At 68.1% G+C, this 25,618-nt stretch carries 21 protein-coding genes and 1 tRNA gene; 16 read left to right on the top strand and 6 right to left on the bottom strand.

Annotated features, from left to right (window positions below; translation table 11 throughout):
- Positions 1-69 precede the first annotated feature (69 nt).
- Together ACOEQ2_RS01250 and ACOEQ2_RS01245 are read left to right on the top strand one after the other, a co-directional pair.
- Positions 70-1,272 (top strand): pyridoxal phosphate-dependent aminotransferase, encoded by a 1,203-nt coding sequence (locus ACOEQ2_RS01250; protein WP_419729582.1) that lies wholly within the window; start codon positions 70-72, stop codon positions 1,270-1,272.
- A gap of 19 nt (positions 1,273-1,291) precedes the next feature.
- Positions 1,292-2,494 carry a pyridoxal phosphate-dependent aminotransferase gene (locus ACOEQ2_RS01245; RefSeq protein WP_419729581.1) on the top strand — a complete coding sequence of 401 codons (1,203 nt, stop codon included), beginning with the start codon at positions 1,292-1,294 and terminating at the stop codon, positions 2,492-2,494.
- 103 nt (positions 2,495-2,597) lie between these two features.
- Here ACOEQ2_RS01245 and ACOEQ2_RS01240 read toward each other — a convergent pair whose 3' ends face one another.
- Both ACOEQ2_RS01240 and ACOEQ2_RS01235 read right to left on the bottom strand, forming a co-directional pair.
- Positions 2,598-4,142 carry a hypothetical protein gene (locus ACOEQ2_RS01240; protein WP_419729580.1) on the bottom strand — a complete coding sequence of 515 codons (1,545 nt, stop codon included), beginning with the start codon at positions 4,140-4,142 and terminating at the stop codon, positions 2,598-2,600.
- A gap of 843 nt (positions 4,143-4,985) precedes the next feature.
- Positions 4,986-5,059 (bottom strand) — tRNA-Gln (locus tag ACOEQ2_RS01235).
- A gap of 264 nt (positions 5,060-5,323) precedes the next feature.
- On the opposite strand from ACOEQ2_RS01235, the gene ACOEQ2_RS01230 reads away from it, so the two are divergent.
- From ACOEQ2_RS01230 to ACOEQ2_RS01220, 3 genes are all read left to right on the top strand, one after another.
- Positions 5,324-6,520, top strand: a complete 1,197-nt coding sequence (locus ACOEQ2_RS01230; RefSeq protein WP_419729579.1) for a Ppx/GppA phosphatase family protein — start codon at positions 5,324-5,326, stop codon at positions 6,518-6,520.
- Between the two features lie 83 nt (positions 6,521-6,603).
- The gene (locus tag ACOEQ2_RS01225; RefSeq protein ID WP_419731104.1) at positions 6,604-7,407 is read left to right on the top strand and encodes an RlmE family RNA methyltransferase; all 804 of its coding nucleotides are present in this window, start codon (positions 6,604-6,606) and stop codon (positions 7,405-7,407) included.
- A gap of 1 nt (position 7,408) precedes the next feature.
- On the top strand, positions 7,409-10,078 hold the full coding sequence (locus ACOEQ2_RS01220) for an MGH1-like glycoside hydrolase domain-containing protein (RefSeq protein WP_419729578.1): 2,670 nt from the start codon (positions 7,409-7,411) through the stop codon (positions 10,076-10,078).
- A gap of 188 nt (positions 10,079-10,266) precedes the next feature.
- Here ACOEQ2_RS01220 and ACOEQ2_RS01215 read toward each other — a convergent pair whose 3' ends face one another.
- Positions 10,267-11,067, bottom strand: coding sequence for an SDR family NAD(P)-dependent oxidoreductase (locus ACOEQ2_RS01215; RefSeq protein WP_419729577.1), 801 nt, complete (start codon positions 11,065-11,067; stop codon positions 10,267-10,269).
- Between the two features lie 122 nt (positions 11,068-11,189).
- Between ACOEQ2_RS01215 and guaB the strand changes: the two genes are divergently transcribed.
- A complete protein-coding gene (gene guaB / locus ACOEQ2_RS01210; RefSeq protein ID WP_419729576.1) occupies positions 11,190-12,698 on the top strand; it encodes an IMP dehydrogenase in 1,509 nt (502 codons plus the stop codon).
- A gap of 124 nt (positions 12,699-12,822) precedes the next feature.
- The gene (locus ACOEQ2_RS01205; protein ID WP_419729575.1) at positions 12,823-14,133 is read left to right on the top strand and encodes an RsmB/NOP family class I SAM-dependent RNA methyltransferase; all 1,311 of its coding nucleotides are present in this window, start codon (positions 12,823-12,825) and stop codon (positions 14,131-14,133) included.
- 1 nt (position 14,134) lies between these two features.
- On the opposite strand, the gene ACOEQ2_RS01200 is transcribed toward ACOEQ2_RS01205, so the two are convergent.
- A complete protein-coding gene (locus ACOEQ2_RS01200; RefSeq protein WP_419729574.1) occupies positions 14,135-14,590 on the bottom strand; it encodes a L,D-transpeptidase family protein in 456 nt (151 codons plus the stop codon).
- Positions 14,591-14,874: 284 nt separating this feature from the next.
- On the opposite strand from ACOEQ2_RS01200, the gene ACOEQ2_RS01195 reads away from it, so the two are divergent.
- Positions 14,875-15,591, top strand: a complete 717-nt coding sequence (locus ACOEQ2_RS01195; RefSeq protein ID WP_419729573.1) for a response regulator transcription factor — start codon at positions 14,875-14,877, stop codon at positions 15,589-15,591.
- 201 nt (positions 15,592-15,792) lie between these two features.
- Here ACOEQ2_RS01195 and ACOEQ2_RS01190 read toward each other — a convergent pair whose 3' ends face one another.
- Complete coding sequence (locus tag ACOEQ2_RS01190; RefSeq protein ID WP_419729572.1) at positions 15,793-16,602, bottom strand: exodeoxyribonuclease III; 810 nt, start codon at positions 16,600-16,602, stop codon at positions 15,793-15,795.
- A 98-nt stretch (positions 16,603-16,700) separates the two neighbouring features.
- Between ACOEQ2_RS01190 and ACOEQ2_RS01185 the strand changes: the two genes are divergently transcribed.
- From ACOEQ2_RS01185 to ACOEQ2_RS01150, 8 genes are all read left to right on the top strand, one after another.
- Complete coding sequence (locus ACOEQ2_RS01185) at positions 16,701-17,762, top strand: dipeptidase (RefSeq protein ID WP_419729571.1); 1,062 nt, start codon at positions 16,701-16,703, stop codon at positions 17,760-17,762.
- Positions 17,763-17,970: 208 nt separating this feature from the next.
- The gene (locus tag ACOEQ2_RS01180) at positions 17,971-19,314 is read left to right on the top strand and encodes a Hint domain-containing protein (protein WP_419729570.1); all 1,344 of its coding nucleotides are present in this window, start codon (positions 17,971-17,973) and stop codon (positions 19,312-19,314) included.
- 486 nt (positions 19,315-19,800) lie between these two features.
- Complete coding sequence (gene uvrC, locus ACOEQ2_RS01175) at positions 19,801-21,717, top strand: excinuclease ABC subunit UvrC (RefSeq protein ID WP_419731103.1); 1,917 nt, start codon at positions 19,801-19,803, stop codon at positions 21,715-21,717.
- Positions 21,718-21,798: 81 nt separating this feature from the next.
- The gene (pgsA, locus tag ACOEQ2_RS01170) at positions 21,799-22,407 is read left to right on the top strand and encodes a CDP-diacylglycerol--glycerol-3-phosphate 3-phosphatidyltransferase (RefSeq protein WP_419729569.1); all 609 of its coding nucleotides are present in this window, start codon (positions 21,799-21,801) and stop codon (positions 22,405-22,407) included.
- Positions 22,293-22,934 (top strand): molybdopterin-guanine dinucleotide biosynthesis protein B, encoded by a 642-nt coding sequence (gene mobB, locus ACOEQ2_RS01165; RefSeq protein WP_419729568.1) that lies wholly within the window; start codon positions 22,293-22,295, stop codon positions 22,932-22,934. The genes pgsA and mobB overlap by 115 nt, the downstream gene beginning before the upstream one ends.
- 176 nt (positions 22,935-23,110) lie before the next feature.
- Complete coding sequence (locus ACOEQ2_RS01160; RefSeq protein WP_419729567.1) at positions 23,111-23,578, top strand: hypothetical protein; 468 nt, start codon at positions 23,111-23,113, stop codon at positions 23,576-23,578.
- A gap of 24 nt (positions 23,579-23,602) precedes the next feature.
- Entirely contained in the window at positions 23,603-23,863 is a 261-nt protein-coding gene (gene moaD / locus ACOEQ2_RS01155; RefSeq protein WP_419729566.1) for a molybdopterin converting factor subunit 1, read from the top strand.
- A complete protein-coding gene (locus ACOEQ2_RS01150) occupies positions 23,863-24,333 on the top strand; it encodes a molybdenum cofactor biosynthesis protein MoaE (RefSeq protein WP_419729565.1) in 471 nt (156 codons plus the stop codon). Before moaD ends, ACOEQ2_RS01150 begins: the two co-directional genes overlap by 1 nt.
- On the opposite strand, the gene ACOEQ2_RS01145 is transcribed toward ACOEQ2_RS01150, so the two are convergent.
- Positions 24,330-25,571 carry an adenosylmethionine--8-amino-7-oxononanoate transaminase gene (locus ACOEQ2_RS01145; protein WP_419729564.1) on the bottom strand — a complete coding sequence of 414 codons (1,242 nt, stop codon included), beginning with the start codon at positions 25,569-25,571 and terminating at the stop codon, positions 24,330-24,332. The two genes, ACOEQ2_RS01150 and ACOEQ2_RS01145, sit on opposite strands and share 4 nt — an antisense overlap.
- Positions 25,572-25,618: the final 47 nt, after the last annotated feature.

Below are 25,618 nucleotides of genomic sequence, written 5' to 3'. Positions count from 1 at the left end.
GGGAGGTTGCCCGCGGCGGGTTCGGCTGTACTGTGACGGCCGCATCACCGGAGCTTCTGGCAGACCATCATGGACCTCATCGCCGCCCGCCTGAACAAGATCAGCCCCAGCCAGACCATCGCCATCTCGACCAAGGCGCGTGCGCTGAAGGCGGCTGGCCGCGACATCATCAGCCTGTCCGCCGGGGAGCCGGATTTCGACACGCCGGAGAACGTCAAGCAGGCGGCGATCCGGGCGATCGAGGCCGGCCAGACGAAATACACCGACGTGTCGGGGACGCCGGCGCTGCGGCGTGCGGTGGCGGAGCGGTTCCGGCTGGATTCCGGACTGGACTACATGCCGGAGGAGATCGTCGTCTCCACCGGCGGCAAGCAGGTGATCTACAACGCGATGGTGGCGACACTCGATGCCGGCGACGAGGCGATCATCCCGTCGCCGTGCTGGGTGTCGTATCCGGATATCGTGGCCCTTGCGGACGGCACCCCGGTGATCGTGCCGTGCGGGCCGAACTCGGGGTTCAAGCTTCGGGCCGAGGACCTCGAGGCCGCGATTACGCCGCGCACGAAATGGTTCTTCCTGAATTCACCGAACAATCCGAGCGGTGCGGCCTATTCGGCAGAGGAGTTGCGGCCGATCTGCGACGTGCTGCTGCGTCATCCGGATGTCTGGATCTTCACCGACGATATCTACGACAAGCTGGTCTATGACGGGTTCCGCCCGGCCACGATCGTTCAGGTGGAGCCGCGCTTGCGCGATCGCACGGTAACGATGAACGGCTGCTCGAAGGCCTACGCGATGACCGGCTGGCGGATCGGCTTTGCCGGCGCGCCGCTGAAGCTCGTCAAGGCGATGGACAAGCTGCAGAGCCAGTCGACCTCGAACCCGTCCTCGATCAGCCAGGCGGCGGCGCTGGAAGCGTTATCCGGGCCGCAGGATTTCATCGGCGAGATGGTCGCGACCTACCAGGCGCGTCGCGACATGGTGGTGGGGATGTTGAACGAAGCCGCCGGGCTCAACTGCCACAAGCCCGAAGGCGCGTTCTACGTGTATCCCTCGATGCAGGGCTGCATCGGCAAGACTAGTGCCGGCGGCACGCTGATTGCCGATGACGAGGCCTTCGTCACCGCACTGCTGGAGGAGCAGGGCGTGGCCACGGTGCACGGTGCGGCGTTCATGTTCCCGGGCCATTTCCGGGTGTCGTATGCCACCGACACCGAGAGCCTTCGGGAAGCTTGCAGTCGTATCCAGCGCTTCTGCGCTGGCCTGCACTGACCGGGCGTACGGAGGCAGCATGCCCGGTCTTGCTTCGCGGCTCGCCACGTCGTCGGCGCCGGCGACCATTGCCATGTCGATCAAGGCGCGTGCGCTGCGCCAGGCTGGCCACGACGTCATATCGCTTGCCCTGGGAGAGCCTGATTTCGCGACCCCGCCGCATGTGATCGAGGCGGCCTACGCGGCAGCGCGCGAGGGCCAGACGAAATATCCGCCGGTGGATGGAACAGCCGCCCTGAAGCAGGCGGTGATCGCGAAGTTCGCCCACGAGAACGGCATCGAATACACGCTGGACGAGGTGATGGTTGCCAATGGCGGCAAGCAGATCCTGTTCAACGCGTTCATGGCGACGCTCGATCCAGGCGACGAGGTGGTGATCCCGGCGCCGTACTGGGCGAGCTATCCGCTGACGGTGGAATTGCTGGGCGGTGTTCCGGTTTTTGCCGCCTGCTCGGAAGTGGACGGCTTCCGCCTGCGACCCGAGGCGCTGGCGGCGGCGATCGGACCGCGCACGAAATGGGTGATCCTGAATTTCCCCAACAACCCGACCGGCGCCATCTGCACCGAAGCCGACCTGCAGGCGCTGGGCGAGGTGCTCACGCGGCACCCGGATGTCTGGATCCTGTGTGACGAGATCTACGAGCATCTGGTCTTCGGCGATGCCGCACATGCCTCGCTGGCGCGGGTGGTACCGTCGCTGCGTGACCGCATCCTGACGTTGTCGGGCGTGTCGAAAAGCTACGCCATGACCGGCTGGCGGATCGGATATGCCGGCGGCCCGGCGGCACTGATCCGGGCGATGCTGGTGATCCAGAGCAACGCCACATCCGGAGCTTCGTCGATCGGCCAGGCGGCGGCGGCGGCGGCATTGTCCGGACCGCAGGACCTGGTGGCGACCATGCGCGACACCTATCGCCGCCGGCGCGACATGGTCGTGGCGGCACTCAGGGCGATCCCCGGCGTCACCTGCGCCATTCCGGAGGGCGCGTTCTACGCCTATCCGGGGATAGCAGGCTGCATCGGTCGCACCAGTGCCGGCGGCATTCGGATCGACAGCGATGAAGATTTCGCCCTGGCCCTGCTGGACGAGGAGCATGTCGCGGTGGTCGCCGGCAGCGCCTTCGGGATCAGTCCGTATGTCCGGCTCAGCGTTGCTTCGGACGATGACAGCCTGGCCGAGGCCTGCCGCCGCATCGCCCGGTTCTGCACGACGCTGCGCTGACACGCAGGGTCGCCTGGCCCGTCGAGGCCGGCCTGGGATCGAGGTCCTTGGGACCGTGATCGGCAGATTGTCGGCGGAACACGATTACCGGCTTCGAGGACGCTCAGCCTTGTCCGGCGTCGCGTTCGGCGAACGCGCGCGCAGCGTTGCTGCACAGGAGCTTCCAGGTGTGCGGCTCGAAGATCTGCGGGTCGTGATGTGGGCCGCCCGAGTAGCCACGCAGAAGGTTGGGTGCGAGCCACTCGACCGCCCCCGACGGTCGACCCTCCACGACACGCGTCACCCAGAACAGCTTGTTGGGGCCGCGGCGGTTGAGCACATCGAGAAACGCGAACGCCTCGTTGACGTCGCCGCGGACGCTGTCCTTCAGCAACCAGATCTTGTCGCCATCCTCGAGATCCTCGATGAACTTGCGGGTCAGGTAGCGGAGCTTCTGCTCGTTGAGCGCGCACGCCTCGGCTTCCGTATCGTGCTCCGGGCCGCGGAACGTGTGGTACCAGAAGTTCTGCTTCCGATCGACCATCATGAATTCCGGGATGATCAGCGGCGGCTCCGGCAGTCGGTAGAGCACGGCATCCGTCGCAATGGTGGATAGCGAGCCGGGGTCGCCAAGACCCGCGAAATCCCCGTCCAGCAGACGCAGCGTGTTGTGGATCTCGCCGGTCCCGCTGAAGCGGAAAAGGCCGAGCGGCTCACTGCCGAAATGCCGCTGCACGAAGCCGAATTCGCAATTCTCGCCCAGGCTCTCGAACATCGCCATCAGGGCCGCGTCATCCGCAGGAGGGATGATTTCCGGGGCTGCCGGGCCCACGTCGCATGCCATCCGGTCGAGCATGAAGGCCGTGGACGACGTGTCCTCCGCGGGAGTGACCAGGTCGATCGTGACCGTGTTGCCGTGCAGCGCCTCGGCCGGGATCCAGTAATCGAGATGACTGCCCATCGCCTTCTCGGGGCCGACGCGGGTCGTGCCCAGCGTCCAGCCGCCGGTGGCGACGGTCAGTTTGCGCGCGCGGTCGCTTCCGCTGATGTCGAAGCTGACCCTTGCATGGATCGGCCGATACGGGAGTGTCACCGTGACGGACAGCCGATGACCGGCATCCACCGCAATGCGGTCGCCTTCGCGCCGCCAGATGCCCGCCAGCAGGCCCGATCCCGCGAGGTCCGCTCCCGCGATGCGCACCACCGGATGCATCGCTCCGGGCTGTGCCGGCATCGTCACCGGCGCCGGGGTCGAGCCGAATTCCGGTATCCTGCATCGCCTGTCCCGGTCGGCGATCTGCTGGCGGATGGCGTCGAGCGTGCGGGCGTGCATGAGGCCCAGCGCTGCCGCCGCCTCGTCATGCGTCGGTCCCGCCGGCAACTCGAGCAGAATGCGCACATGCTGGAGGAGACCGTCCAGGATCGGACCGGGAATAGCCTCCAGCCGATCCGCGAGAAGCGTCCCGCTTTCCGTCAGGAACCAGTCCGCCTGGTGGCCTTCCTCATGCTGCAGCGACAGCCAGAGCAACTGGTCGCATCCGATATACAGCGCAGGCGCGGTCCAGCCGGGGTGCAGGCCCGACGGGTCGCCATGGTGCAGCGGGCAGGCCAGATCGTCGTCGAGCAGGAGGTGGAGCCGGCCATCGATCATGCGGATCGGGTCCGTCACGACCAGACGCCGGAGCGGCCGGCGCGCCGTGACCGTGAGCCTCGGTGCAGGAACGCTCTCGGGGGACATCGCAGCCGCGAAAGGCGGTTCGGGTGCTGCCGACGCAGCAGCCTGACGCGGTGGTGCGAAGAATGCAGGCAGTATCGACTTCATGAACGGTGGAGGCCCTTGCGACGGCAACGTCGTGCGTCGCCCGCTATCGTGGCTAGGGTGTCGGCGAGGGTCGAGGTTGTCACGCCGCCATCGGTCACTCCAAGGGCAATCCATTGTCAGGTGGCTTGCGCATCTCGCAGGCAAAGTCGTTCAGGACGCTACACACATCACCGACATCCGCGGGCTGCTCCGCGCGGTCGCGCGTATCGACGCGCCGTTCCGGTCGCGTTCGGTGTCGTCCGACAGGCGAGCCACGGGCCCGACGCATCGGAAGGCGTTGCACGCGTGGGGTGCCGCAACACGAGGCCGCGGGGTGGCGACGATGCCGTTCCTCCGTGGCGGCGGTGACATCGCGGCAGCATGACAGGTCGCGCCGCGACACCACCTCCTGCACCGGTCGAGGGACCTTGCGGCTCGCGGCGGATCTCTGCCGGCGCTCGCGGAAGCGCTCGAACATGATCTGACGCAGGTCGCTATCGGTCATCCCTAGGTCGGGCGCCTACGTCCACTCCCCGCGATCGATCAGGAGCGGCGGCGTTCAGGCTCGCCTTGATCGTCCTGCCTCGCGTGGCGGGTATGGACGGTGTCAGGCTCACCGGCGGCATCGCGGTGGACACGTCCGTCGTCAGGCCTTCCGGCCGGCCTGATGACGCCGGACGCGCAGCAGGGCCGTCAAGTAGGTGTTTGATTTGGCTGGGGGACCTGGATTCGAACCAAGGCTTTCCGAGTCAGAGTCGGAAGTTCTACCGCTAAACTATCCCCCAAGCGGCGGGCAACCCGACCAAGCGTGCTGCGGTCGCGGAGGTAGCACCGGCTGGGGTGGCTGGCAACCGCGATCACGAACGGACCGCCATCCCGGCCGGAGAAATGGCTTGCCGCTCCGATAGGGGCAGCCGAAGATCAGGTTTCCGTGATCCCACGGAGGGGAGGCGCCGGCAGTGATCGATCATGCCGCTGTCCAATCCTCCCGGAGGCCGACTCCCCTGAGCCCGGCCCCGCTAAGCCCGGCCCCCCTCGGTCCCGCATCCATGCCTCCGGATCCCGTCACGCCGCGCATGGTCTCCCCACCCGCCTACGCGGCATTGGATCTCGGCACCAACAACTGCCGGCTGCTGATCGCCGCACCCTCGCAGAACGGCTTCCGGGTGATCGACAGCTTCAGCCGCATCGTCCGGCTGGGAGAGGGTCTGCACAGCTCCGGGCGCCTCAGCGACGCTGCCATGGACCGCGCCATCGGTGCGCTGCAGGCCTGTGCCGGTCGGATCGGTCGCCGCCGCCTGCGCGGTCTGCGCGCGATTGCCACCGAAGCCTGTCGTCGCGCCGATAACGGTCGCAGCTTCATCGAACGCGTGCGCCACGAGACCGGTCTCCAGATCGACGTGATCTCGACCCGCGAAGAGGCCGAGCTGGCTTTGGAGAGTTGTGCTGCCCTGTTGCAGGCGGATCTGCCCGACACCTCCGGACACCCAGGGCGCGCGGAGCAGGACGGCGCCGCACCAGGCAGCGCCCGCGTTCCGACCGCGGAACCGGACCGGGCACGCAGCCGGGCGCTGATCTTCGATATCGGCGGCGGCTCGACCGAGATCGCCTGGATCCGTGTCGCCGGTGACGGGCGGCCGGGCACGGAAACGGGCAGGGACGGCCGCCCGGAGCTGGTCGGGACCCAGAGCCTGCCGCTCGGCGTGATCACCCTGGCCGAGCGGTTCGGGTCCACCGCCTATAGCCATGTCGGCTACGAGGCGATGGTCGAGCACGTGATCGCCCAGCTCAGGGACTTCGAGGCGGTGCATTGCATCGCCCGGGAGGTGCGACGTGGCGTCGTCCGGCTGCTTGGAACAAGCGGCACGGTCACCACGCTCGCAGGCGTGTCGTTGGGGCTGCAGCGGTATCGCCGTGCGCTTGTCGATGGTGTCGTGCTGTCCCGCAGGGCGGCGCATGACGCGATCCGACTGCTGCGCGATCTTGGACCGGCCGGCCTGGCACAGCATGCCTGCGTCGGCCCCGAGCGCTCGGCCACCGTGCTGCCGGGATGCGCGATCTTCGACGCGATCCACCGCCTCTGGCCGACCGACAGCGTCGTGGTGGCTGACCGCGGCCTCAGGGATGGTATGCTGCTCCGCATGATGCGCGACCGCACCCCGACCACACACCGTATCGCCGCAGCCGACAGCGGCTCCATGCATGTCTCGACGCCACGAGCCGGCGCAATCCGGGCCATGTCCTGATGGCCAAGCGCAGTGGCAGCGGCCCTGGCAACGGTCCATCGGCTCCGGGGCGTGGGCCTTCGACCCCTGGGCGGGTGCCCTCGATCCCCGGGCGGGGGCCGGCGGTGCCGGGTCGGCAGCCAGGCAAGACCGGCGCCAACCGGCCGGGCGCCGCCACCACCCAGGGCGACGCGGCGACCGCACAGACCAGCCGCAGCAAGGCGGTGTCGTTGCGGACCGCGCGCGGGCGCACGACGGCACAGCAGCGCTGGCTGTCCCGGCAGCTGAACGACCCCTATGTCGTGGCTGCCCGCAAGCAGGGCTGGCGCTCGCGTGCGGCGTTCAAGCTGATCGAGCTCGACGACAAGTACCAGCTGATCCGCACCGGCATGCGGGTGGTCGATCTGGGTGCCGCACCCGGAGGCTGGGCCCAGGTTGCGGTGAAGCGCGGCGCGGCCCGGGTGGTCGGCGTCGACCTGCTGCCGGTGGACCCGGTGCGTGGCGCCGAGATCATCCAGGGCGACTTCAACGATCCGGAACTGCCGGCACGGCTGCGCCAGATGCTGGGCGGTCCGGCCGACCTCGTGCTGTCGGACATGGCGCCGAACACCACCGGCCACGCCGCCACCGACCATATCCGGATCATCGGCCTGGCCGAACTGGCACTGTATTTCGCCATGGAGGTGCTGGCGGAGGGCGGCAGCTTCGTTGCCAAGGTGTTCCAGGGCGGCACCGAGAAGCAGATGCTGACGCCGATGAAGCAGGCCTTCGCCACCGTCCGCCACGCCAAGCCGCCGGCCAGCCGCAAGGAGTCCAGCGAGCTCTACGTCGTCGCCACCGGGTTCCGCCCCGAGCGCGCCCAGGTCCTGCGCGACATCCTCCGCAACGCGCTCGCGTCCACTGCCTGACATGACCACGCCGCGATCGGCCGATCTCCGTTCCCGCGATGTCGAGCGGCGACGGCTCGACGAACACAGCCACGGCATGCGCAACTGGCGCCTGTGGGGGCCGTATCTCGGCGACCGCCAGTGGGGCACGGTGCGCGAGGATTACAGCGAGGGCGGTGACGCCTGGACCTACCTGCCACACGACCAGGCGCGCTCGAAGGCGTATCGCTGGGGTGAGGACGGGCTCGCCGGGATCAGCGACGAGACCCAGCGTCTGTGCCTGTCGCTGGCGTTGTGGAACGGCCGCGACCATATCCTGAAGGAGCGGCTGTTCGGGCTGACCGGTCCGCAGGGCACCCACGGCGAGGACGTCAAGGAGCTCTACTGGCACCTCGATGCGCTCCCGTCGCACGCCTACCTGCGCATGCTGTACAAGTATCCGCAGGCCGAGTTCCCGTACGAGCGCCTGGCCGAGGAAAGCCGTCGACGGTCGCGCACCGAGGGTGAATTCGAGCTGTTGGATACCGGCCTGTTCGACGATGATCGCTATTTCGACGTGATGATCGAGTACGCCAAGGCGGCCGAGGCCGACATCCTGATGCGGGTGACCGCCTCCAATCGCAGCGCCGAGCCGGCCGTGCTGCACATGCTGCCGCAGCTGTTCTTTGCCAATCATTGGTCCTGGCGCGAGAACCATCCGAAGCCGTCGATGCGCAATTACGGGCCCAACCGCATCGTTGCCGAGCACCGCATGCTGGGCCACTACACGTTCCATTACGAGGACGGCCCGGAGATCCTGTTCTGCGAGAACGAGACCAACCCGCGCATCATGGGTCTTGATCCGGGCGAGGGGGTGTACAAGGACGGGTTCCACGAGCGGATCGTGCGCGGCGACCAGCACGCCGTGCGCAGCGAGGGGCCGGCCACCAAATGTGCCGTATGGCAAAAACGTGAGCTGGAGCCGGGTGAGTCCTGGACGATGCGGGTTCGCCTGGTGCGCGGCGAGCCGATCATTCCGCCCTTTGCCGGCTTCGACGCGATCGTGGATACCCGCAGGAGCGAGGCGGATCGGTTCTACGCATCGCTGCAGAAGGACATCCCCGACGCCGACGCGCGGATGGTGCAGCGCCAGGCGCTCGCCGGGATGATCTGGAACAAGCAGTTCTATGCGCTCGACGTCTATCGCTGGTTGCGCGGTGATCCGACGCTGCCGCCACCCCCCGCCAACCGCAAGCGGGGCCGCAACAGCGACTGGCGCCACATGAATGCCGCCGACGTCATCTCGATGCCGGACAAGTGGGAATATCCGTGGTTCGCCGCCTGGGACCTCGCATTCCACTGCGTCACGTTCGCGCTGATCGACAGCTCCTTCGCCAAGGACCAGCTGCTGTTGCTGGCGTCGGAAGCATACATGCATCCGAACGGCCAGATCCCTGCGTACGAGTGGAACTTCGGCGACGCCAATCCGCCGGTGCAGGCCTGGGCGGCGTGGCGCGTGTACCAGATCGAGCAGGAACAGAATGCCGGCAGCGGCGACCGCGGTTTCCTGGAGCAGATCTTCCACAAGCTGCTGCTGAACTTCGCCTGGTGGGTCAATCGCAAGGACAACCAGGGCCGCAACGTGTTCCAGGGCGGCTTCCTCGGGCTCGATAATATCGGCGTTTTCGATCGCTCGCGTCCGTTGCCGATGGGCGGCTATCTCGACCAGACCGACGGCACCGCCTGGATGGCGATGTTCGCACTCAACATGATGCGGATCGCGCTCGAGCTCGCCATGCATGACAGCGCATTCGAGGATATCGCATCGAAGTTCTTCGAGCATTTCCTGTATATCGCGCAGGCAATCAACGATATCGGCGAGCGCGGTGTCGGATTGTGGAGCGAGAGCGACAAATTCTTCCACGACGTGCTGAACCTGCCCGACGGCAGCATGCGCGAGCTCAAGCTGCGCTCGATGGTCGGACTGACGCCGCTGTTCGCGGTCGAGACGCTCGAACCGGACATGCTGAAGAAGCTGCCGAACTTCGCCCGCCGGCTGCATCTGTTCCTGAGCCGGCGACCGGATCTGGCCGGCCTGGTGGCGCGGTGGGACGAGCCCGGCATCGGCGAGCGCCGTCTGCTATCGCTGCTCCGCGGCCACCGGATGAAGCGCCTGCTGCTGCGCGTGCTCGATCCGAACGAGTTCCTGTCCGAGCACGGCGTGCGCTCGCTGTCGCGCTACCACGCCGAAAACCCCTACGTGTTCGAGAATGCCGGCGCGCGCATCGACGTCGCCTATGAACCTGGCGAGAGCCGCACCGAAATGTTCGGCGGCAATTCGAACTGGCGCGGGCCGATCTGGTTTCCGATGAACTTCCTGATCGTCGAGGCGCTGGATCGCTTCTATGATTATTACGGCCGCGATTTTCTCGTCGAATGTCCAACGGCGTCGGGGCACTTCCGCACGTTGCACGACATCGCGGATGACATCGCCGAGCGGCTGACCCGGTTGTTCCTGCGTGACGAGGAGGGTCGTCGGCCGATCTACGGCGATTGCGAGAAGCTGCAGAGCGACCCGCACTTCGCTGGCCTGGTGCTGTTCCACGAATACTTCCACGGCGACAGCGGCAAGGGGCTCGGCGCATCGCACCAGACCGGCTGGACCGGCTTGGTTGCCAACCTGCTGGCCCGGCGGCGGGGTATCCGTCGCTGAGGCCGACAACTGTTCGGGATCGCTTCGGTCCTCGGGCGAGATCCCTGACCATGTAGATGCGCTTCAGCCCGGTCTCGTCGACCCGATGGGTCTGGTCCTATTTCAACTCTTACAGGGCAGCCTGCTCGGCGTGATCGAGCATCCTGCTTCCCAGCCCAGAGCCCTTTGAGCTGGCCTCGACCGCCATCCTAGCTGCTGCCGACCAGACGACCGATGCTGTTCGGCACGAGCCTCAGCAACAGCGGGAGCCACCTGGTCTGGCCGGGCAGCGCCATCGGTCGGCGCTGGGCCAGCGCCTTCAGCGTGACCGCCGCAACCGTCTCCGGCGAGAGCTTCCTGCCCGAGGTGTTCGTGGTCATGGGCGTGTCGACAAGCGGTGGAAGCAGTTCAAGGACATGCGTGCCGTTCGGTGCAAGCTGGCGGCGTAGTGCCTCGGCAAAGCCGTGCAGCCCCGCCTTGACTGCGCCATAGGTCGGGGCCCGGGTGGGTGACACCAGCGCATAACCGGACGTCACGAATACGATCGCGGCGAGGTCGGGGCAGCGGCGCAGCACCTCGCCCGTAAGCAGGATCGGCGCCGTCAAATTGAGGGCGACCTCCTGTTCGAGACCCTTCGTGACGTCGATGTCGGTCAAGAAATTCCGCTCGACGAAGGTGCCGGCATTGTTCACCAGGATATCGACCCGGCCGAAACGATCGGTGACGGCGTCGAGCATGGCGATCCGGTCCGCATCGATGGTCACGTCGGCCCGTATCGCCAGCGCGTGCGGGTGGGCTGCGGAGAAGCGTTCGAGAGTGGCCTCCGACCTGCCGCATACTGCGACCTCGTCGCCGGCACTCATGAAGGCCTCGGCCAGCGCGAGGCCGATCCCCGTGGCGCCCCCGGTGATGAGAACGACCTGCTTCATCTGGCTGTTCTGCCCCTCGTTCCTGCAGAAGATCATCCCGAGCACACCTGGTCCGACCGGTCCAGCCGAGGATTCTTGCATCGGCGCGCCCACCGTTGTAGGGGGACCCGCCAGAGGTCGGGACCCGAGGCACGGACGTTGAGCCGCCGATGATCCGCATCGGCCGCGCCACCCGGGCACTCCCTGCCAGGAGAGCGTGCGCCATGGATGATGCCCGGAACAGCTTCGCCCATCCCGGCGCCGGTATGGACGCGCGGATCCGGGAGGCACTGGCCTTCGACGACGTTCTGGTCGTGCCGGGCTATTCCGAGGTGCTGCCGAACGCCACCGACACCCGCACCCGCCTGACCCGCCGGATCAGCCTGAACATCCCGCTGGTGTCGGCAGCCATGGACACCGTCACCGAGGACGCGATGGCGATCGCCATGGCGCAGCAGGGCGGCCTCGGCGTCATCCACAAGAACCTCGATATCGCCGAGCAGGCCGAGCATGTCCGCCGGGTGAAGCGCTTCGAGAGCGGCATGGTGGTCAATCCGGTCACCGTCACGCCACAGCAGACCCTGGCCGAGGTGCGCGCGATCATGGCGCGGGCGCGGATCAGCGGGCTGCCGGTGGTCGAGCCCGGCAATGGACGGCTGGTCGGCATCCTGACCAACCGCGACGTCCGCTTCGCCACCGACCCGACCGCGCGGGTCGAGGAGCTGATGACCCGCGACAACCTGATTACCGTGACCGATGGCGCCACGCCCGACCAGGCGCGCCAGCTGCTGCACCGGAACCGGATCGAGAAGCTGCTGGTGGTGGACGACCAGGGCCGCTGCATCGGCATCATCACGGTCAAGGACATGGACAAGGCGGTCGCCCACCCGCTCGCCAACAAGGACGAGATGGGGCGCCTGCGCGTGGCGGCCGCGACCGGTGTCGGCGAGGACGGGTTCACCCGCGGCCAGGCGCTGATCGAAGCGGGCGTCGACCTGCTGGTGATCGATACCGCGCATGGGCATTCCGCAGGCGTGCTGGCGGCGGTGGAGCGGGTGAAGAAGCTCTCCAACAACGTGCAGGTGATCGCCGGCAACGTGGCCACGCCCGAGGCGGCGCTGGCGCTGATCCGGGCCGGCGCGGACGCGGTGAAGATCGGCATCGGACCGGGCAGCATCTGCACCACGCGTGTGGTGGCGGGCGTCGGCGTGCCGCAATTCAGCGCGGTGATGGAGACGGCGGCGGCGTGCCACGAGCACGACATTCCGGCGATCGCCGATGGCGGGGTGCGGACGTCGGGCGACATTGTGAAGGCGATCGGCGCCGGCGCGGACGTGGTGATGGTCGGCAGCCTGCTGGCCGGGACCGAGGAGGCGCCGGGCGAGGTGTTCCTGTATCAGGGCCGCTCGTACAAGGCCTATCGCGGGATGGGCAGCCTGGGGGCGATGGCGCGCGGCTCGGCCGATCGCTACTTCCAGCAGGAAATCAAGGACACCCTGAAGATGGTGCCGGAAGGCATCGAAGGGCGGGTGGCGTTCAAGGGCGGCATGGCGGCGGTGGTGCACCAGCTGGTCGGCGGCCTGCGCGCCGGCATGGGCTATACCGGCAGCGCCAGCATCGCCGACCTGCAGACCCGGACGCAGTTCCGGCGCATCACCGGTGCCGGCCTGCGGGAAAGCCACGTGCATGATGTGGCGATCACCCGCGAGGCGCCGAATTACCGGCAGGACTAAAGCCGGGCTCTGCCCGGACCCGCCAAAGGCCTCGGCCTCTGGACACCTCTTGTAAGTTGGATTCTCAAGGCTCCGCCTTGAGCGGGTCCAGGGCAGCGCCCTGGCCTGCCTTCCTGGAACACGCATGACCCCCACCGCCCGCCTGGCCGCCGCCATCGACCTCCTGTTCCAGATGGACGCCACGCCGAGACGCCCGGCCGACGCCGTCGCCAATAATTTCTTCCGCGAGCGGCGCTATATCGGCGGTGGCGACCGGCGTGAGGTCTCCACCCAGGTCTGGTCGGTGCTGCGCGCCTGGCGCCGTCTGGAATGGTGGCTCGTCCGGGCCGGCGGCGAAGCGCAGCCACGCCTGCTGATCGGTGCGCTGTCCGTGCTGGAAGGCCGCCCGGTCGAGAGCCTCGCCCGCGCGTTCTCCGGCGGCCGCTATGCCCCCGACGTGCTGGAGCCGTTCGAGGCGCGGGTTTTGCGTGCCCTCGAGGGCCACACGCTGGACCATCCGGAGATGCCCGAGGCCGTGGCGCTCGAGGTTCCCGACTGGCTGCTGCCGCTGCTGCGGGCGCAGTTCGGCGAGCAGACCCATGCCGAGATCGCCGCCCTGACCGCGCCGGCGACGCTGGACCTGCGGGTGAACCTGCTGCGCACCACGCGGGAGGCGGCGCAGGCGGCACTGGCCGGGGAGGACATCGACGCGCAGCCGACCCGGCTTTCGCCCTGGGGCCTGCGCATCACCTCGCGCCAGCCGGTGATGGCGACCAAGGCGTTCCAGGACGGCCAGGTGGAGATCCAGGACGAGGGGAGCCAGCTCGTGGTGCAGGCGGTGGGCGCCGGTCCGGACATGCGGGTGCTGGATTATTGCGCGGGCGCCGGCGGCAAGACACTCGGGCTTGCGATGGCGATGGGCAATCGCGGCCATATCGTCGCCTGTGACGTCTCGGAGTCGCGGCTGGACGGTGCGGTTCGCCGTCTCAGGCGGGCAGGGGTGCATAACGTCGAGCGGCACCTGCTGGTGGCGGGCGACAAGTGGGGCAAGCGCCGCGTTGCCAGTTTCGACCGCGTGCTGGTCGACGCGCCCTGCACCGGCACCGGAACGTGGCGCCGCAACCCGGATGCGAGGCTCAGGTTGACCCGCTCCGATCTCGACGAACTGACCGCCAAGCAGTCGGCGATCCTCGACGCCGCGGCCGGGTTGGTCCGTCCGGGCGGCCGGTTGGTCTATGCCACCTGTTCGGTGCTGGCCGAGGAGAATGCGTCCCAGATCGAGGCGTTCCTGGCACGCCAGCCCGGTTTCTCGGCGCTCGACCTGCGTGATCCGGCGACGTTGGCCACCCCGCTGGCGGCATCGGCGATTTCGCCCGAGACACCGTTCCTGCGCCTGACGCCACGCCAGCACGGCACCGACGGCTTCTTCACCGCGGTGCTGGCGCGCTCGGCCTAGTTCAGCCGGGCACCCCGATAGCGGTCAGGCCTGCGGCCAGGACCTGGAGCAGTGCCGGTCGTTCGAGCGCGATGCAGCCTGCGGTCGGGCCGCCGCCCGGAGTCGCCAGGTGCAGGAAGATCGCCGATCCGCGTCCGCGCGCCACCGGATCATCGTTCCAGCCCAGCACGCCGATGATGTCGTAGAGCTGGTCGTCGCGCCAAAGCTCCTCGTGGCGGCCGGGATGCGGCAGCTGGACCGCGGTGTTGTAATCGGCGTGGCGCGGGTCGTCGCACCAGCCATCCGCCGGCGCCAAGGCCTCTCGGGGCACGGCGCATGTCGGAGCGGCGCCCCGATCCGCCCGGTAGAGCACCCGGCGCAGGATCAGCAGGCCAGCCGGCGTGGCATGATCGCCTTCCTCCTTGTCGCGCCGGATGCCGGCCGCTCCGAGCCACGCAGGAACACGGATGGTCCCCATCCGCAGGTGAGCTCGCGGGAGGTCGTCGGCTTCGATGATGGCGGTGGAGATGGCTCAGCCTTTCGAGTCAGACGGCGTCCGTTATCAGTGATATAGCCCATCTCGACGTCTTCACGAAAATGTGTGCGGAGGGTCTGGCTCGACCTTGCGCGGAGATCCCCGTCACCGCGTTGTGAGGATGACGGATAGTCACGTGTCCGAAACCTTGTTCGGCGCGGAGATGACGACCATTGTGGCCATGACAGCACCCGCTGGCGTGCTGCGGCTCAGGGACGAGGGAATCCATGGCGGGTGAACGCCCAATCTTGATCGTCGACGATGACCAGGCGCTGCGGGAGGCACTGGTCGAACAACTCCAGCTCGAGGGCGAATTCTCGGTAGAGCAGGCCGGGTCGATCGCGGAGGCTGCTGAACTGCTTGCGGTTCCCACGTCGCGCTACGACGCGCTGATCCTCGACGTCACCCTGCCCGACGGCGACGGGCGGGATTTCTGTGCCGAGCAGCGCAAGCAGGGCCGCCGGATGCCGATCATCATGCTGACCGGCTCCGACGACGAGGCCGACGTGGTGCGTGGCCTCGACGCGGGTGCCAACGACTACGTCGCCAAGCCGTTCCGGATCGCCGAACTGCTGGCACGACTCCGCGCGCAAATGCGGATCTTCGAGAACAGCGAGGACGCGGTCTTCACCATCGGGCCGTACACCTTCCGGCCTTCCGCCAAGCTGCTGCAGGAGGTTGCCCGCAACCGCCGCATCCGCCTGACCGAGAAGGAGGCGGCGATCCTGAAGTTCCTGTATCGCGCTGGCACCCGGCCGGTGCCGCGCCAGGTGCTGCTGAACGAGGTGTGGGGCTACAACGCGGCCGTCACCACCCACACCCTCGAGACGCACATCTATCGCCTGCGCCAGAAGATCGAGCCCGATCCGGCGAATGCCTGCCTGCTGGTCACCGAGGGCGGTGGCTACCGGCTGGACCCTGAAGGTGGCGTGGTCGCCGCCTGATCCGCGAAGCCGGCGGGGAGGGTGATCTGCAAGGCGACCGGGATCCGCACCCAACCCGGTGGCATAGGATCATCCGCCGAAGCCGGGAGCGGGGCGGCTCCGTACTTGATCGCCGCATCCATCGTGAATGGTAAGGCAATGTCTGGCATGGGCGAGGTCTCCGGGACGCGGTCCGGATCGTAGCCTGTCCCAGCCCGCTCGCTACAGGTCGATGTCGATGGCGACCGGCACGTGGTCCGACGGGGACGCCCAATCCCGTGCGGCGTCGAGCACGGTCAATCCACGCAGGGCAGGTCCGAGGTCTGCGGACACCCAGACATGGTCGAGTCGGCGGCCACGGTTGGAGGCGCGCCAGTCGCGGTTGCGGTACGACCACCAGGTGTAGAGCTTGGTGTCGGCGGGCACGAACCGCCGCATCGCGTCGATGAAGCCGGTCTCGAGCAAGGCCTGCATCCGCTCGATCTCAGGCGGCGTGTGGCTGACCACGCCGGCGAGCTGCTTGTGGCTCCAGACGTCATGCTCCAGCGGTGCGATGTTGAGATCGCCGACCAGGATGCAGCGCCTCGGCGGGTGGGCGGCGAAGTAGGCCGTCACCTCGTCGAGGAACGCCAGCTTGTGCGCGTATTTCGGGTTCAGCGCCGGATCGGGGATGTCGCCGCCCGCCGGCACATAGAAATCATGCAGCTCGACCGGCCCGCCCGGCGCCTGCAGCGTCACCGCCAGGTGTCGCCGGTCGTTCTTCAGGCACCAGTCCGGCATGCCGCGCTCGGGTGGTCCCTCCAGCGGCGCCAGCGCGAACCGGGACAGGATCGCCACCCCGTTATAGGACTTCATGCCGCGCCGGAGATGATGCGGGTAGCCGAGCCGTGCCGGGGCGTCCTCGGGAAAGAACTCGTCGGGGACCTTGGTCTCCTGCAGGCAGATGACGTCGGGCGAAAGTTCACCGACCAGCTGCTCGAGTTGGGGGAGCCGCAGCCGCAGCGAGTTGATGTTCCAGGTGACGATCCGCATGGCGGTCTGGTCGCGCAGGCGCCGGCCGATGGCAAGAGGGGTACTCCGCGACGGGCGTGGCTTGCATAAAGGGCGGCGCTGGAGTTGCGTCCGTCGCCATGAACGACCTCCCAGATCTGCACGCCACCCTGCTCACCCTCGACAGCCACATCGACATCCCCTGGCCAGACGGCGACGACCCGTTCCTGGATTCGAAAACCCGCCGGGTCGATATCCCGAAGATGCGCGCGGGCGGCCTCTGGGCAGGCTGTTTTGCCGCCTACGTGCCGCAAGGTCCGCTCGATACGGCCGGCCACCAGGCGGCGACCGCCCGCGCCTTCGCGATGCTCGAGCGGATCGCCGGGATGGGGGCGGCACCGGACGGCCCTGATGGTGTCGGTGCCGGGCGGATCCGCACGCGCCTGTGCGAGACGGCCGACGCGATCGAGCAGGCCCACCGCGAGGGCTGCATCGCGATCGTCCCGGCGGTCGAGAACGCCTACGCATTCGGCGAGGATCTCTCGGTGATCGCCAGGTTTCGGCAGCAGGGCGTCCGCTATGTCACGCTGACCCATAACGGCCACAACCTGGTCGCCGACAGCGCCATCCCGCGACGTGACCTGGGCGACGCCGAGACGCGGCATGGCGGGCTGAGCGGGCTCGGACGCGACGCGGTGGCCGAGATGAACCGCCACGGGATGCTCGTGGACGTGTCGCATTTGTCGCGGGACGCGATGCTGCAGGCGACACAGGTCTCGTCGACCCCGGTGGTGGCGACGCACTCCTGCATCCGCGCGCTGTGCGACCACCGGCGCAACCTGGACGATACCCAGCTCGACGCGCTGCGCGCCACCGGCGGCCTGATCCAGATCACCGCGATGCCGGGCTTCCTGTGCCCGCGCGGCGAAAGTCGGCGTGGCGGCGAGGCCGCGGTCGCGGATTTCGTCGATCACATCGACTACGCGGTGGCCCGGATCGGCGTCTCCCATGTGGGCATCAGCTCCGACTTCGATGGTGGTGGCGCGATCCGTGGCTGGAGCAATGCCTCGGAGAGCCCGAACGTGACGTCGGAGCTGGTCCGGCGCGGTTATTCCGCTGACGATATAACAGCGTTCTGGAGCGGTAACTTCCTGCGGCTACTGCGCCAGGCCGAGGACCGGAGCCGGGAGCCGGCACCTTAGATCCTGCGTTTCCCGGGCTGTATCAAAACTTGGAGTAAAAACCAGACACACGGCTCATTATAGAGGCGTGATAATCATCTCATCTTCGAATTAACAGTCTAAATACTGAGAGTAGCGGTTATGGAGGACGGGGATGGGCGAGGTCGCCGATCCGGCCGGGCTCCACAGGTGCAGCGTCCGGCATGTTCCAGGCTCCTTTGGAGGCTCCATGTCCGATACGGTGCAATCCACTAACGCTTATGGCTCGTACGATGTCAGCCTGAGTGGCAACACGGTCACCTTCGACGAGCTCTTCACTCCGAACATCGCGGTGGCGTTCGCAGCCCTCGAGAGCGTGCAGGGATTCCCGTTCGGATCGACGATCTCGCTGGTCCCGGAGACCGGTGGCGGCTTCCAGGTGGTCGGTAGCGGGGTGTTCATCGGCATCCAGACCGGCGACCTGTTCCCCGGCTACACGCTGTCATCGCCGGTCACGGTGACCATCCAGGAGATCCCGAACGGGCTCGGCCTGTATTTTACCGAGAGTGCGACGTGTTTCACCGCCGGGGTGATGATCGAGACCGCTTCCGGTCCGCGTGCCGTCGAGACGATCGAGGTCGGCGATGCGGTCTGGGCGTTCGGTCGCCTGGCCCCGGTGACCTGGACCGGCTCGCGCAGGATCCGCGTCGCGGACGTTGCCCGCCCCGAGATGTTCATGCCGATCCGGATCCGCCAGGGTGCCGTTGCGGAGGGCCTGCCGGTGCGCGACCTGGTCGTCTCGCCGGACCATGCGATCTGGATCGACGGCAAGCTCATTCCCGCCCGCATGCTGGTCAACGGTCGCAGCATCGTCCAGGACCAGGTCGCGGAGGTGACGTACTACCATGTCGGCCTCGAAAGCCATGACCTGCTGCTGGCGGAAGGGCTGCAGGTGGAGTCCTACCTCGACGTCGCCGGTCTGCTCGCAGCCGAGGGCGAGGGTGTCACGGCCCTCCGCCAGCTGGCAATCGAGCTGCCTCCGGCCGTCGCGGTCTATGAGGCGCACGGCTATGCGCCGTTGAGCCTGGCTTCGGACCAGGTCCAGCCGGTCTGGCAAAGCCTTGCCGAGCGCGCCCATTCGCTGTTCGTGGCTGCCAACGACGCGCTGCCGGCTCCGGCACAGCCGGCCGAGCCGAGCTTCGACATCGTCGTCGACGGCGACACCTATCATGCGGTGCTGGTCGCGACGGAGTCGGGCGCGTCGATCTTCCGGTGCAGCCTGCCGGGCGGGGCCCGCAGCCTGACGATCACCTCGCAGGCATCGTCGCCATGGTCGAGCCGACCGTGGCTCGAGGATCGCCGGCTGCTGGGCGTCGCGATCTCGTCCGCAAGGGTTCTGCATGACGATGTCATGACCGAGCTTTCGCTGGTCGGGCCCGCGTTCGGCAATGGCTGGTATGCGCCTGAGCAGGGAGCCGTGCCGTTCCGCTGGACCAACGGGGCAGCGACCCTGCATGTCCCTGCCGGTGCCAGCTCAATCGAGCTCTCGGTCGTGGCTATCGCGAGCGTCGACCGGATCGCCGCCGCAGCCTGACGTTCGTCAGCGAATCGGCATGCCAGGAGGCGCCCGGGAAGCCGGGCGCCTCTTTTCATGACGAGGGCGTAGATATCCGGGACGGCTGGCGCATGCTCCGTAACCTGTCAAACTGAACAAACCGGGATCGTCGGCGCGGCCACGGCCGGATTTTGTCCACGCCCGGCATTGACTCCAAGCTTTTCCAACGAAATGGCCGATTATGTTAACGCCGTGACAGGCGTGTAATTTTCAAATCGTGCAGGAACAACAGGTTACGGCGGGTGCCTACAATCTGGGCAATCTGATACGACCCTAGGGCGACTGCGCCCGCGGGCAATCTGTCAGAGCTTCACCCACAGACTTATCCACAGCGCCGGTGGAGAACCCTGCTGGCGAAGCAGGCGAGCAAAACCCTCCACGGTGACCGTTTGCGGCTACGCTTGCAGCCACCGCCGCACTATTTGAGGCGGCATGACGGAGACCAACACGACGGATACCCCGCTGATGGCCGGCGACGCCGCAGACACGCGCGCCCGGCCGGTGCAGATCGGGGTGGGGGTGATCGAACGGGCGCTCCTGACGATGCCGCTCTCGCCGGGCGTCTATCGGATGCTCGATGGCAAGGGCGACGCGCTCTATGTCGGCAAGGCGCGCAGCCTGAAGAAGCGGGTGTACTCGTACACCCAGGTCGGGCGGCTGCAGGAGCGGCTGCGGCGGATGGTGAACGAGACGGTCTCGATGGAGATCGTCACGACGCACACCGAGGCCGAGGCGCTTCTGCTCGAGGCCAACCTGATCAAGCGGTTGAAGCCGCGCTACAACATCGTCCTGCGCGACGACAAGAGCTACCCGTGGCTGATGATGACCGACGGGCACGCCTTCCCGCAGATCACCAAGCATCGCGGCAAGCCGGGCAAGGGGGCGAGCTACTGGGGCCCGTTCGCGTCCGCCTGGGCGGTCAACCAGACCGTCACGGCGATGCAGCGGGTGTTCCTGCTGCGCTCCTGCAGCGACAGCGTGTTCAGCAACCGCACCCGGCCGTGCCTGCTGCACCAGATCAAGCGCTGCTCGGCACCCTGCGTCGAGCGGATCGACAGGGAGGGCTACGACCGGCTTGTGGGCCAGGCGCGGGCGTTCCTGTCGGGCAAGGCCGGCAGCGTGCAGAAGGAGCTCGCGGTCGAGATGGAGACCGCGTCGGAGGCGATGGAGTTCGAGCGCGCGGCCGCCCTGCGCGACCGGATCCGCGGGCTGACCCACGTGCAGGGCAGCGGCATCATGAATCCGGCCAGCATCGAGGATGCCGACGTCATCGCCATCCACCTGGCGGCGGGCCAGGCGTGCGTGCAGGTGTTTTTCATCCGCGGCGGCCGCAACAACGGCAACCGCGCCTTCTTCCCGGCCAACACCAAGGGCGAGGAGGCCGGCGAGGTGCTGTCGGCGTTCATCGCGCAGTTCTACGACGACAAGCCGCCGCCGCCGCTGCTGCTGCTGAACTTCGCGGTGTCCGAGCCTGAGCTGATCCAGGAGGCGCTGAGCCTGAAGGCCGATCGCAAGGTGGAGCTGGCGGTGCCGGTGCGCGGCGAGAAGCGGCAGGTCGTCGAGCACGCCGCGACCAATGCGCGGGAAGCCCTGGAGCGCAAGCTGGCGGAGGGCGCCGGTCAGGCGAAGCTGCTGGATGGGGTGGCGGCGCTGTTCGGCCTGGCCGGGCCGCCGGAGCGGATCGAGACCTACGACAACAGCCACATCATGGGCACCAACGCGTACGGGGTGATGGTGGTGGCGGGGCCCGAGGGCTTCACCAAGCAGGCCTACCGCAAGTACTCGATCCGCGGCCCGATCACCCCGGGCGACGATTTCGCGATGATGCGCGAGGTGCTGGAGCGGCGTTTCGGGCGGGCGCTGCGGGAGCAGGCGGCGCGGCAGGAGGAGACCGGTGAGGCGCCGAGCCGTCCGGACTGGCCGGATCTGCTGCTGATCGACGGTGGGCTCGGCCAGTTCAGCGCGGTGCGCCAGGTGCTGGACGATCTGGGCGTTACCGACGTCAAGCTGGTGGCGATCGCCAAGGGTCCCGACCGGGATGCCGGGCGCGAGTGGTTCCACACCGGCGACGCTGCCCCGTTCCAGCTGCCGCCGCGTGATCCGGTGCTGTATTACCTGCAGCGGCTGCGCGACGAGGCGCACCGGTTCGCCATCACGACCCACCGGGCCGGTCGCTCGAAGGCGATCGTGCGCAGCGAGCTGGACGAGATCCCCGGCATCGGGGCGGCCCGCAAGCGCGCCCTGCTGAACCATTTCGGCTCGGCGCGCGGGGTGAAGCAGGCCGGCCTCAGCGACCTGGAGAACACGCCGGGAGTCAGCCGCGAGACCGCCCGCTCGATCTACGGCCACTTCCATCCCGGGTGGCGGGAGGAGCCAGGTTGAAGGTGCCGGCCGGAGTGCGTGCCGAGGTATCGGCATGGGACCGGCTGCGATAGACTGCGCGCTCGCAGACGGATCCGATCGATGCTGAGCGACCTGCCGAATGTCCTGACCCTGTCCCGGATCGCCGCCATCCCGGTGCTGGTGGCGCTGGTAGCGCTGCATCGCCCGTATGCCGATTTCGCGGCCTGCCTGCTGTTCATCGCCGCCGGCATCACCGATTACCTGGACGGCCACATCGCCCGCGCGCGGCACCAGTTCTCCGATCTCGGCCGGATGCTCGACCCGATCGCCGACAAGCTGCTGATCGGCGCATCGCTGATGGTGCTGGCGGGGTTGGGCCGGCTGCCACTGTGGGGGCTGTACCCGGCGATCGTGATCCTGCTGCGCGAGATCCTGGTCAGCGGGCTGCGGGAGCATCTGGCCGGCCGCCGGGTCAGCCTGCCGGTCACCAGGCTCGCCAAATGGAAGACGGCGTTCCAGATGGGGGCGCTCGGCGTGCTGCTGGCCGGTGACAGCACAGCGCGGCTGCTCGGCATCGGCTGGCTGCCCGTGGGGATCATCGGCGCGGTGATGCTGTGGGTCGCGGCCCTGCTCACCCTGGTGACCGGCTGGGACTACCTGGTGACCAGCCTGCGCCATGTCGGCAAGGCCGATGCGGGCTCGGTGCCGCCCGGTCGGGCGGTTCCCTGACGCTGCGCGCGCTGGGCATCGTCGGGCGTTCGGGCAGCGGCAAGACCACACTGATCGAGCAGCTGCTGCCGCGACTGCGCGCGCGCGGGCTGCGGGTCTCGACGGTCAAGCACACGCACCACGCTGTAGACCTCGACCTGCCGGGCAAGGACAGCCATCGGCACCGGGCGGCCGGGGCGGAGGAAGTCCTGCTGGTGTCCGACCGCCGCTGGGCCCTGCTGCGCGAGACGCCGGACGCGCCTGCCGACCTGCCGTCGCTGCTGCACCGCCTGGCTCCGGTCGATCTGGTGCTTGTCGAAGGGTTCGGCGCCGTTCCTGGGCCACGACTCGAGCTGATCCGTGGAGAGATCGCCCTCCGTGCAGGCAAGCGCCCGCTGTTCCATGATGACCCGGGAATAAGCGCGCTGGCGGCGGACGTGCCGGTGCCGGACTGGCACGGCCCGATCCTGGACCTCAACGACATCGAGGCGATCTGTGTCTGGATTGCCGCGCTGCCGCATCCTGTGGCGCACGCTCCCTTGAGCTAGAGGCCCGGTTGAGGGCAAAGTCCGGCGCGGGCGGCATTTGGAGCCGCAGGGGGACGACAATGCGGCGCTCGGCTGTGCTTGGAACGTTATTGCTTCTGAGCGGCTGCTCGGGCCTGGGCAAGTTCTTCACCGATACGGAGCGGCTGCCAGGACAGAATCCGAACTCCACGACAGGGGTGAGTGAGAACCTGCAGCGCTCTCGTGGCATCGAGCCGGTGGAGCGGCCGATCGAGCCGGAGCCGGGCAATGTGTGGCCGGGTCCGCCGCAGCCGCTGCCGACCCTGAGCGATGTGTCGCGCAATGGCGGCCAGACCAACGGCGTGCTGCTGGGTGGTGCGGGCTTGCCGAACGGCGGCACCATGAGTGCCGGCGAGCAGAATTCGATCCGTGGCGGCGCCGGGATCGACCAGGACGGGTTCGGCGGCGCCGGTGGCGGACCCAGCGGCGGCCAATCGGGCGGAGGCTTGTCCGGTGGCGGGCTGTCGGGTGGCGGGTTGTCGGCGACGGTGCCGGACCCATCCACCAAGTTCCACAGCAAGGGCGTGGACAGCAGCGGCAAGATCGTGATCCCGAACGGCGACGGCACCAGCACCGTGATCAGCCCGGATGGCAGCGTGCAAACCGTAAAGGACGCCCCCAAGTAGGACCCGTTCGACAGGGTCCCCGGGATGGCGTCCGTCCAGCTCCTCTATTTCGCGTGGGTGCGCGATCGCCTGGGTCGCGCCGGCGAGAGGGCGTCCCTGCCTCCCGAGGTGCGTGATGTGCGCGGCGTCCTGGCCTGGTTGCAGGCACGCGACCAGGCCTTCGCGGCAATCGTCGCGGAAGGGCGTCCGGTGCGCATTGCCGTGAACCAGGAGTTCGCCGGCCCGGACCACCCTGTGGCCGCGGGCGACGAGATCGCAGTCTTCCCCCCGGTCACGGGCGGCTGATGGCGACGGTCCGGGTGCAGCAGGCAGCCTTCGACGTCGGCGGCGAGCTTGCGGCGCTTACGGCTGCAGGGGGTGGCGCCATCGGCGGTATCGGCTGTTTCGTGGGCCTGGTGCGGGCCGATCCGGACGCACACGGTCGGGCGCTCCAGGCGCTGACGCTCGAGCATTATCCGGGCATGACCGAAACGGCGATCGCCGGCATCGCCGCGGCCGCGGAGCAGCGCTTCAGGCTGCTCGGCTGCACCGTGCTGCATCGGATCGGCCGGCTGCCGGTCGGCGAGGGCATCGTCCTGGTGCTCACGGCTGCCCCGCACCGGGCAGCGGCCATCGATGCCACAGCGTTCCTGATCGACTGGCTCAAGACCCGGGCGCCGTTCTGGAAGCGCCAGGACTATGCGGACGGAAGCTCCGAGTGGGTCGAGGCGCGGACTGCCGACGACGCTGTGGCGGCCCGCTGGGACCTCGCCTAGCCCGCCCTGCCGAGGGCCTGGTGGATGGCCCGGGTCAGCGTCGCCAGCTGGTCCGTGGTGATGGTGAAGGACGGCGTCAGATAGACGATGTCGCGGAACGGCCGCACCCACACGCCCTGGGCCACCAGCCGCGCCTTCAGGGCATTCATGTCGGCGATGCGGTCCAGCTGCACCACGCCGATCGCGCCCATCACACGGACGTCGACTACTCCCGGAAGGATGCGACACGGCTCCAGCTGTTCGGCGAGCAGGGACGAGATCGTCGCCACCTGGCCGAGCCGGTCCTCGCGCTCGAACAGGTCCAGCGAGGCGTTCGCAGCAGCGCAGGCGAGCGGGTTCGCCATGTAGGTCGGGCCGTGCATCAGCGCGTGGGTGGGGTCGTCGGAGAGGAAGGCCTCGAACACGTGCCGCCGGGCGACTGCCGCCGACAAGGCCATGGTGCCGCCGGTCAGCGCCTTAGACAGGGTGACGATGTCCGGCACGATGCCGGCCTGCTCGCACGCGAACATACTGCCGGTGCGGCCGAAGCCGGTGAAGATCTCGTCCAGGATGAGCAGCAGGCCGTGCCGGTCGGCGAGCCGGCGGAGTCGGCGCAGCATTTCGGGCGCGTGGAAGCGCATGCCGCCGGCGCCCTGCACCAGTGGCTCGACCAGGATCGCCGCGATGCCGGTGCGGTTGGTGGCGAGGAAGCCGTCCAGTTCCGCTTCCGCTGCGTCGTCGTGCGGCAGCGAGACCAGATGGTGCTGCGGCAACACGCCCTGGAACAGGCTGTGCATGCCTTCCTCGGGGTCACACACGGCCATGGTGGCGAAGGTGTCGCCGTGATAGCCGCCGCGGAAGGCCACGAGCCGGGTGCGGCCGCGTTCGCCGCGGTTGAGCCAGTACTGCACCGCCATCTTGATCGCCACCTCGACCGCGACCGATCCGCTCTCGGCAAAGAACACCGCCTCGAGGTCGCCGGGCAGGAGCGCTGCCAGCCGGTCGGCCAGCCGGAGCGCCGGTTCATGCACGAGGCCGCCCAGCATCACGTGCGGCATCCGGGCGAGCTGGTGGCGCACCGCCTCGGCGATATGCGGATGGTTGTAGCCGTGGCAGGCGGTCCACCAGGACGCGATGCCGTCGATCAGCACGCGGCCATCCTCGAGGCCGATCCGGCAGCCATCGGTCCAGGCGGCGTGCAGCGGCGGAAGCGCGGTGCGCATCTGCGTGTAGGGGAGCCAGAGGGTGCCGTGGGTCATGCCGCTTGATGGCACCGGATCGGCGGTCGGCGCCAGGGCGTGTCGGT

It is taken from the genome of Lichenicola sp., from assembly GCF_965198575.1.
In the GTDB taxonomy this organism is placed as follows: domain Bacteria; phylum Pseudomonadota; class Alphaproteobacteria; order Acetobacterales; family Acetobacteraceae; genus Lichenicola.
This window is presented reverse-complemented; position numbering and strand designations above follow the sequence as displayed.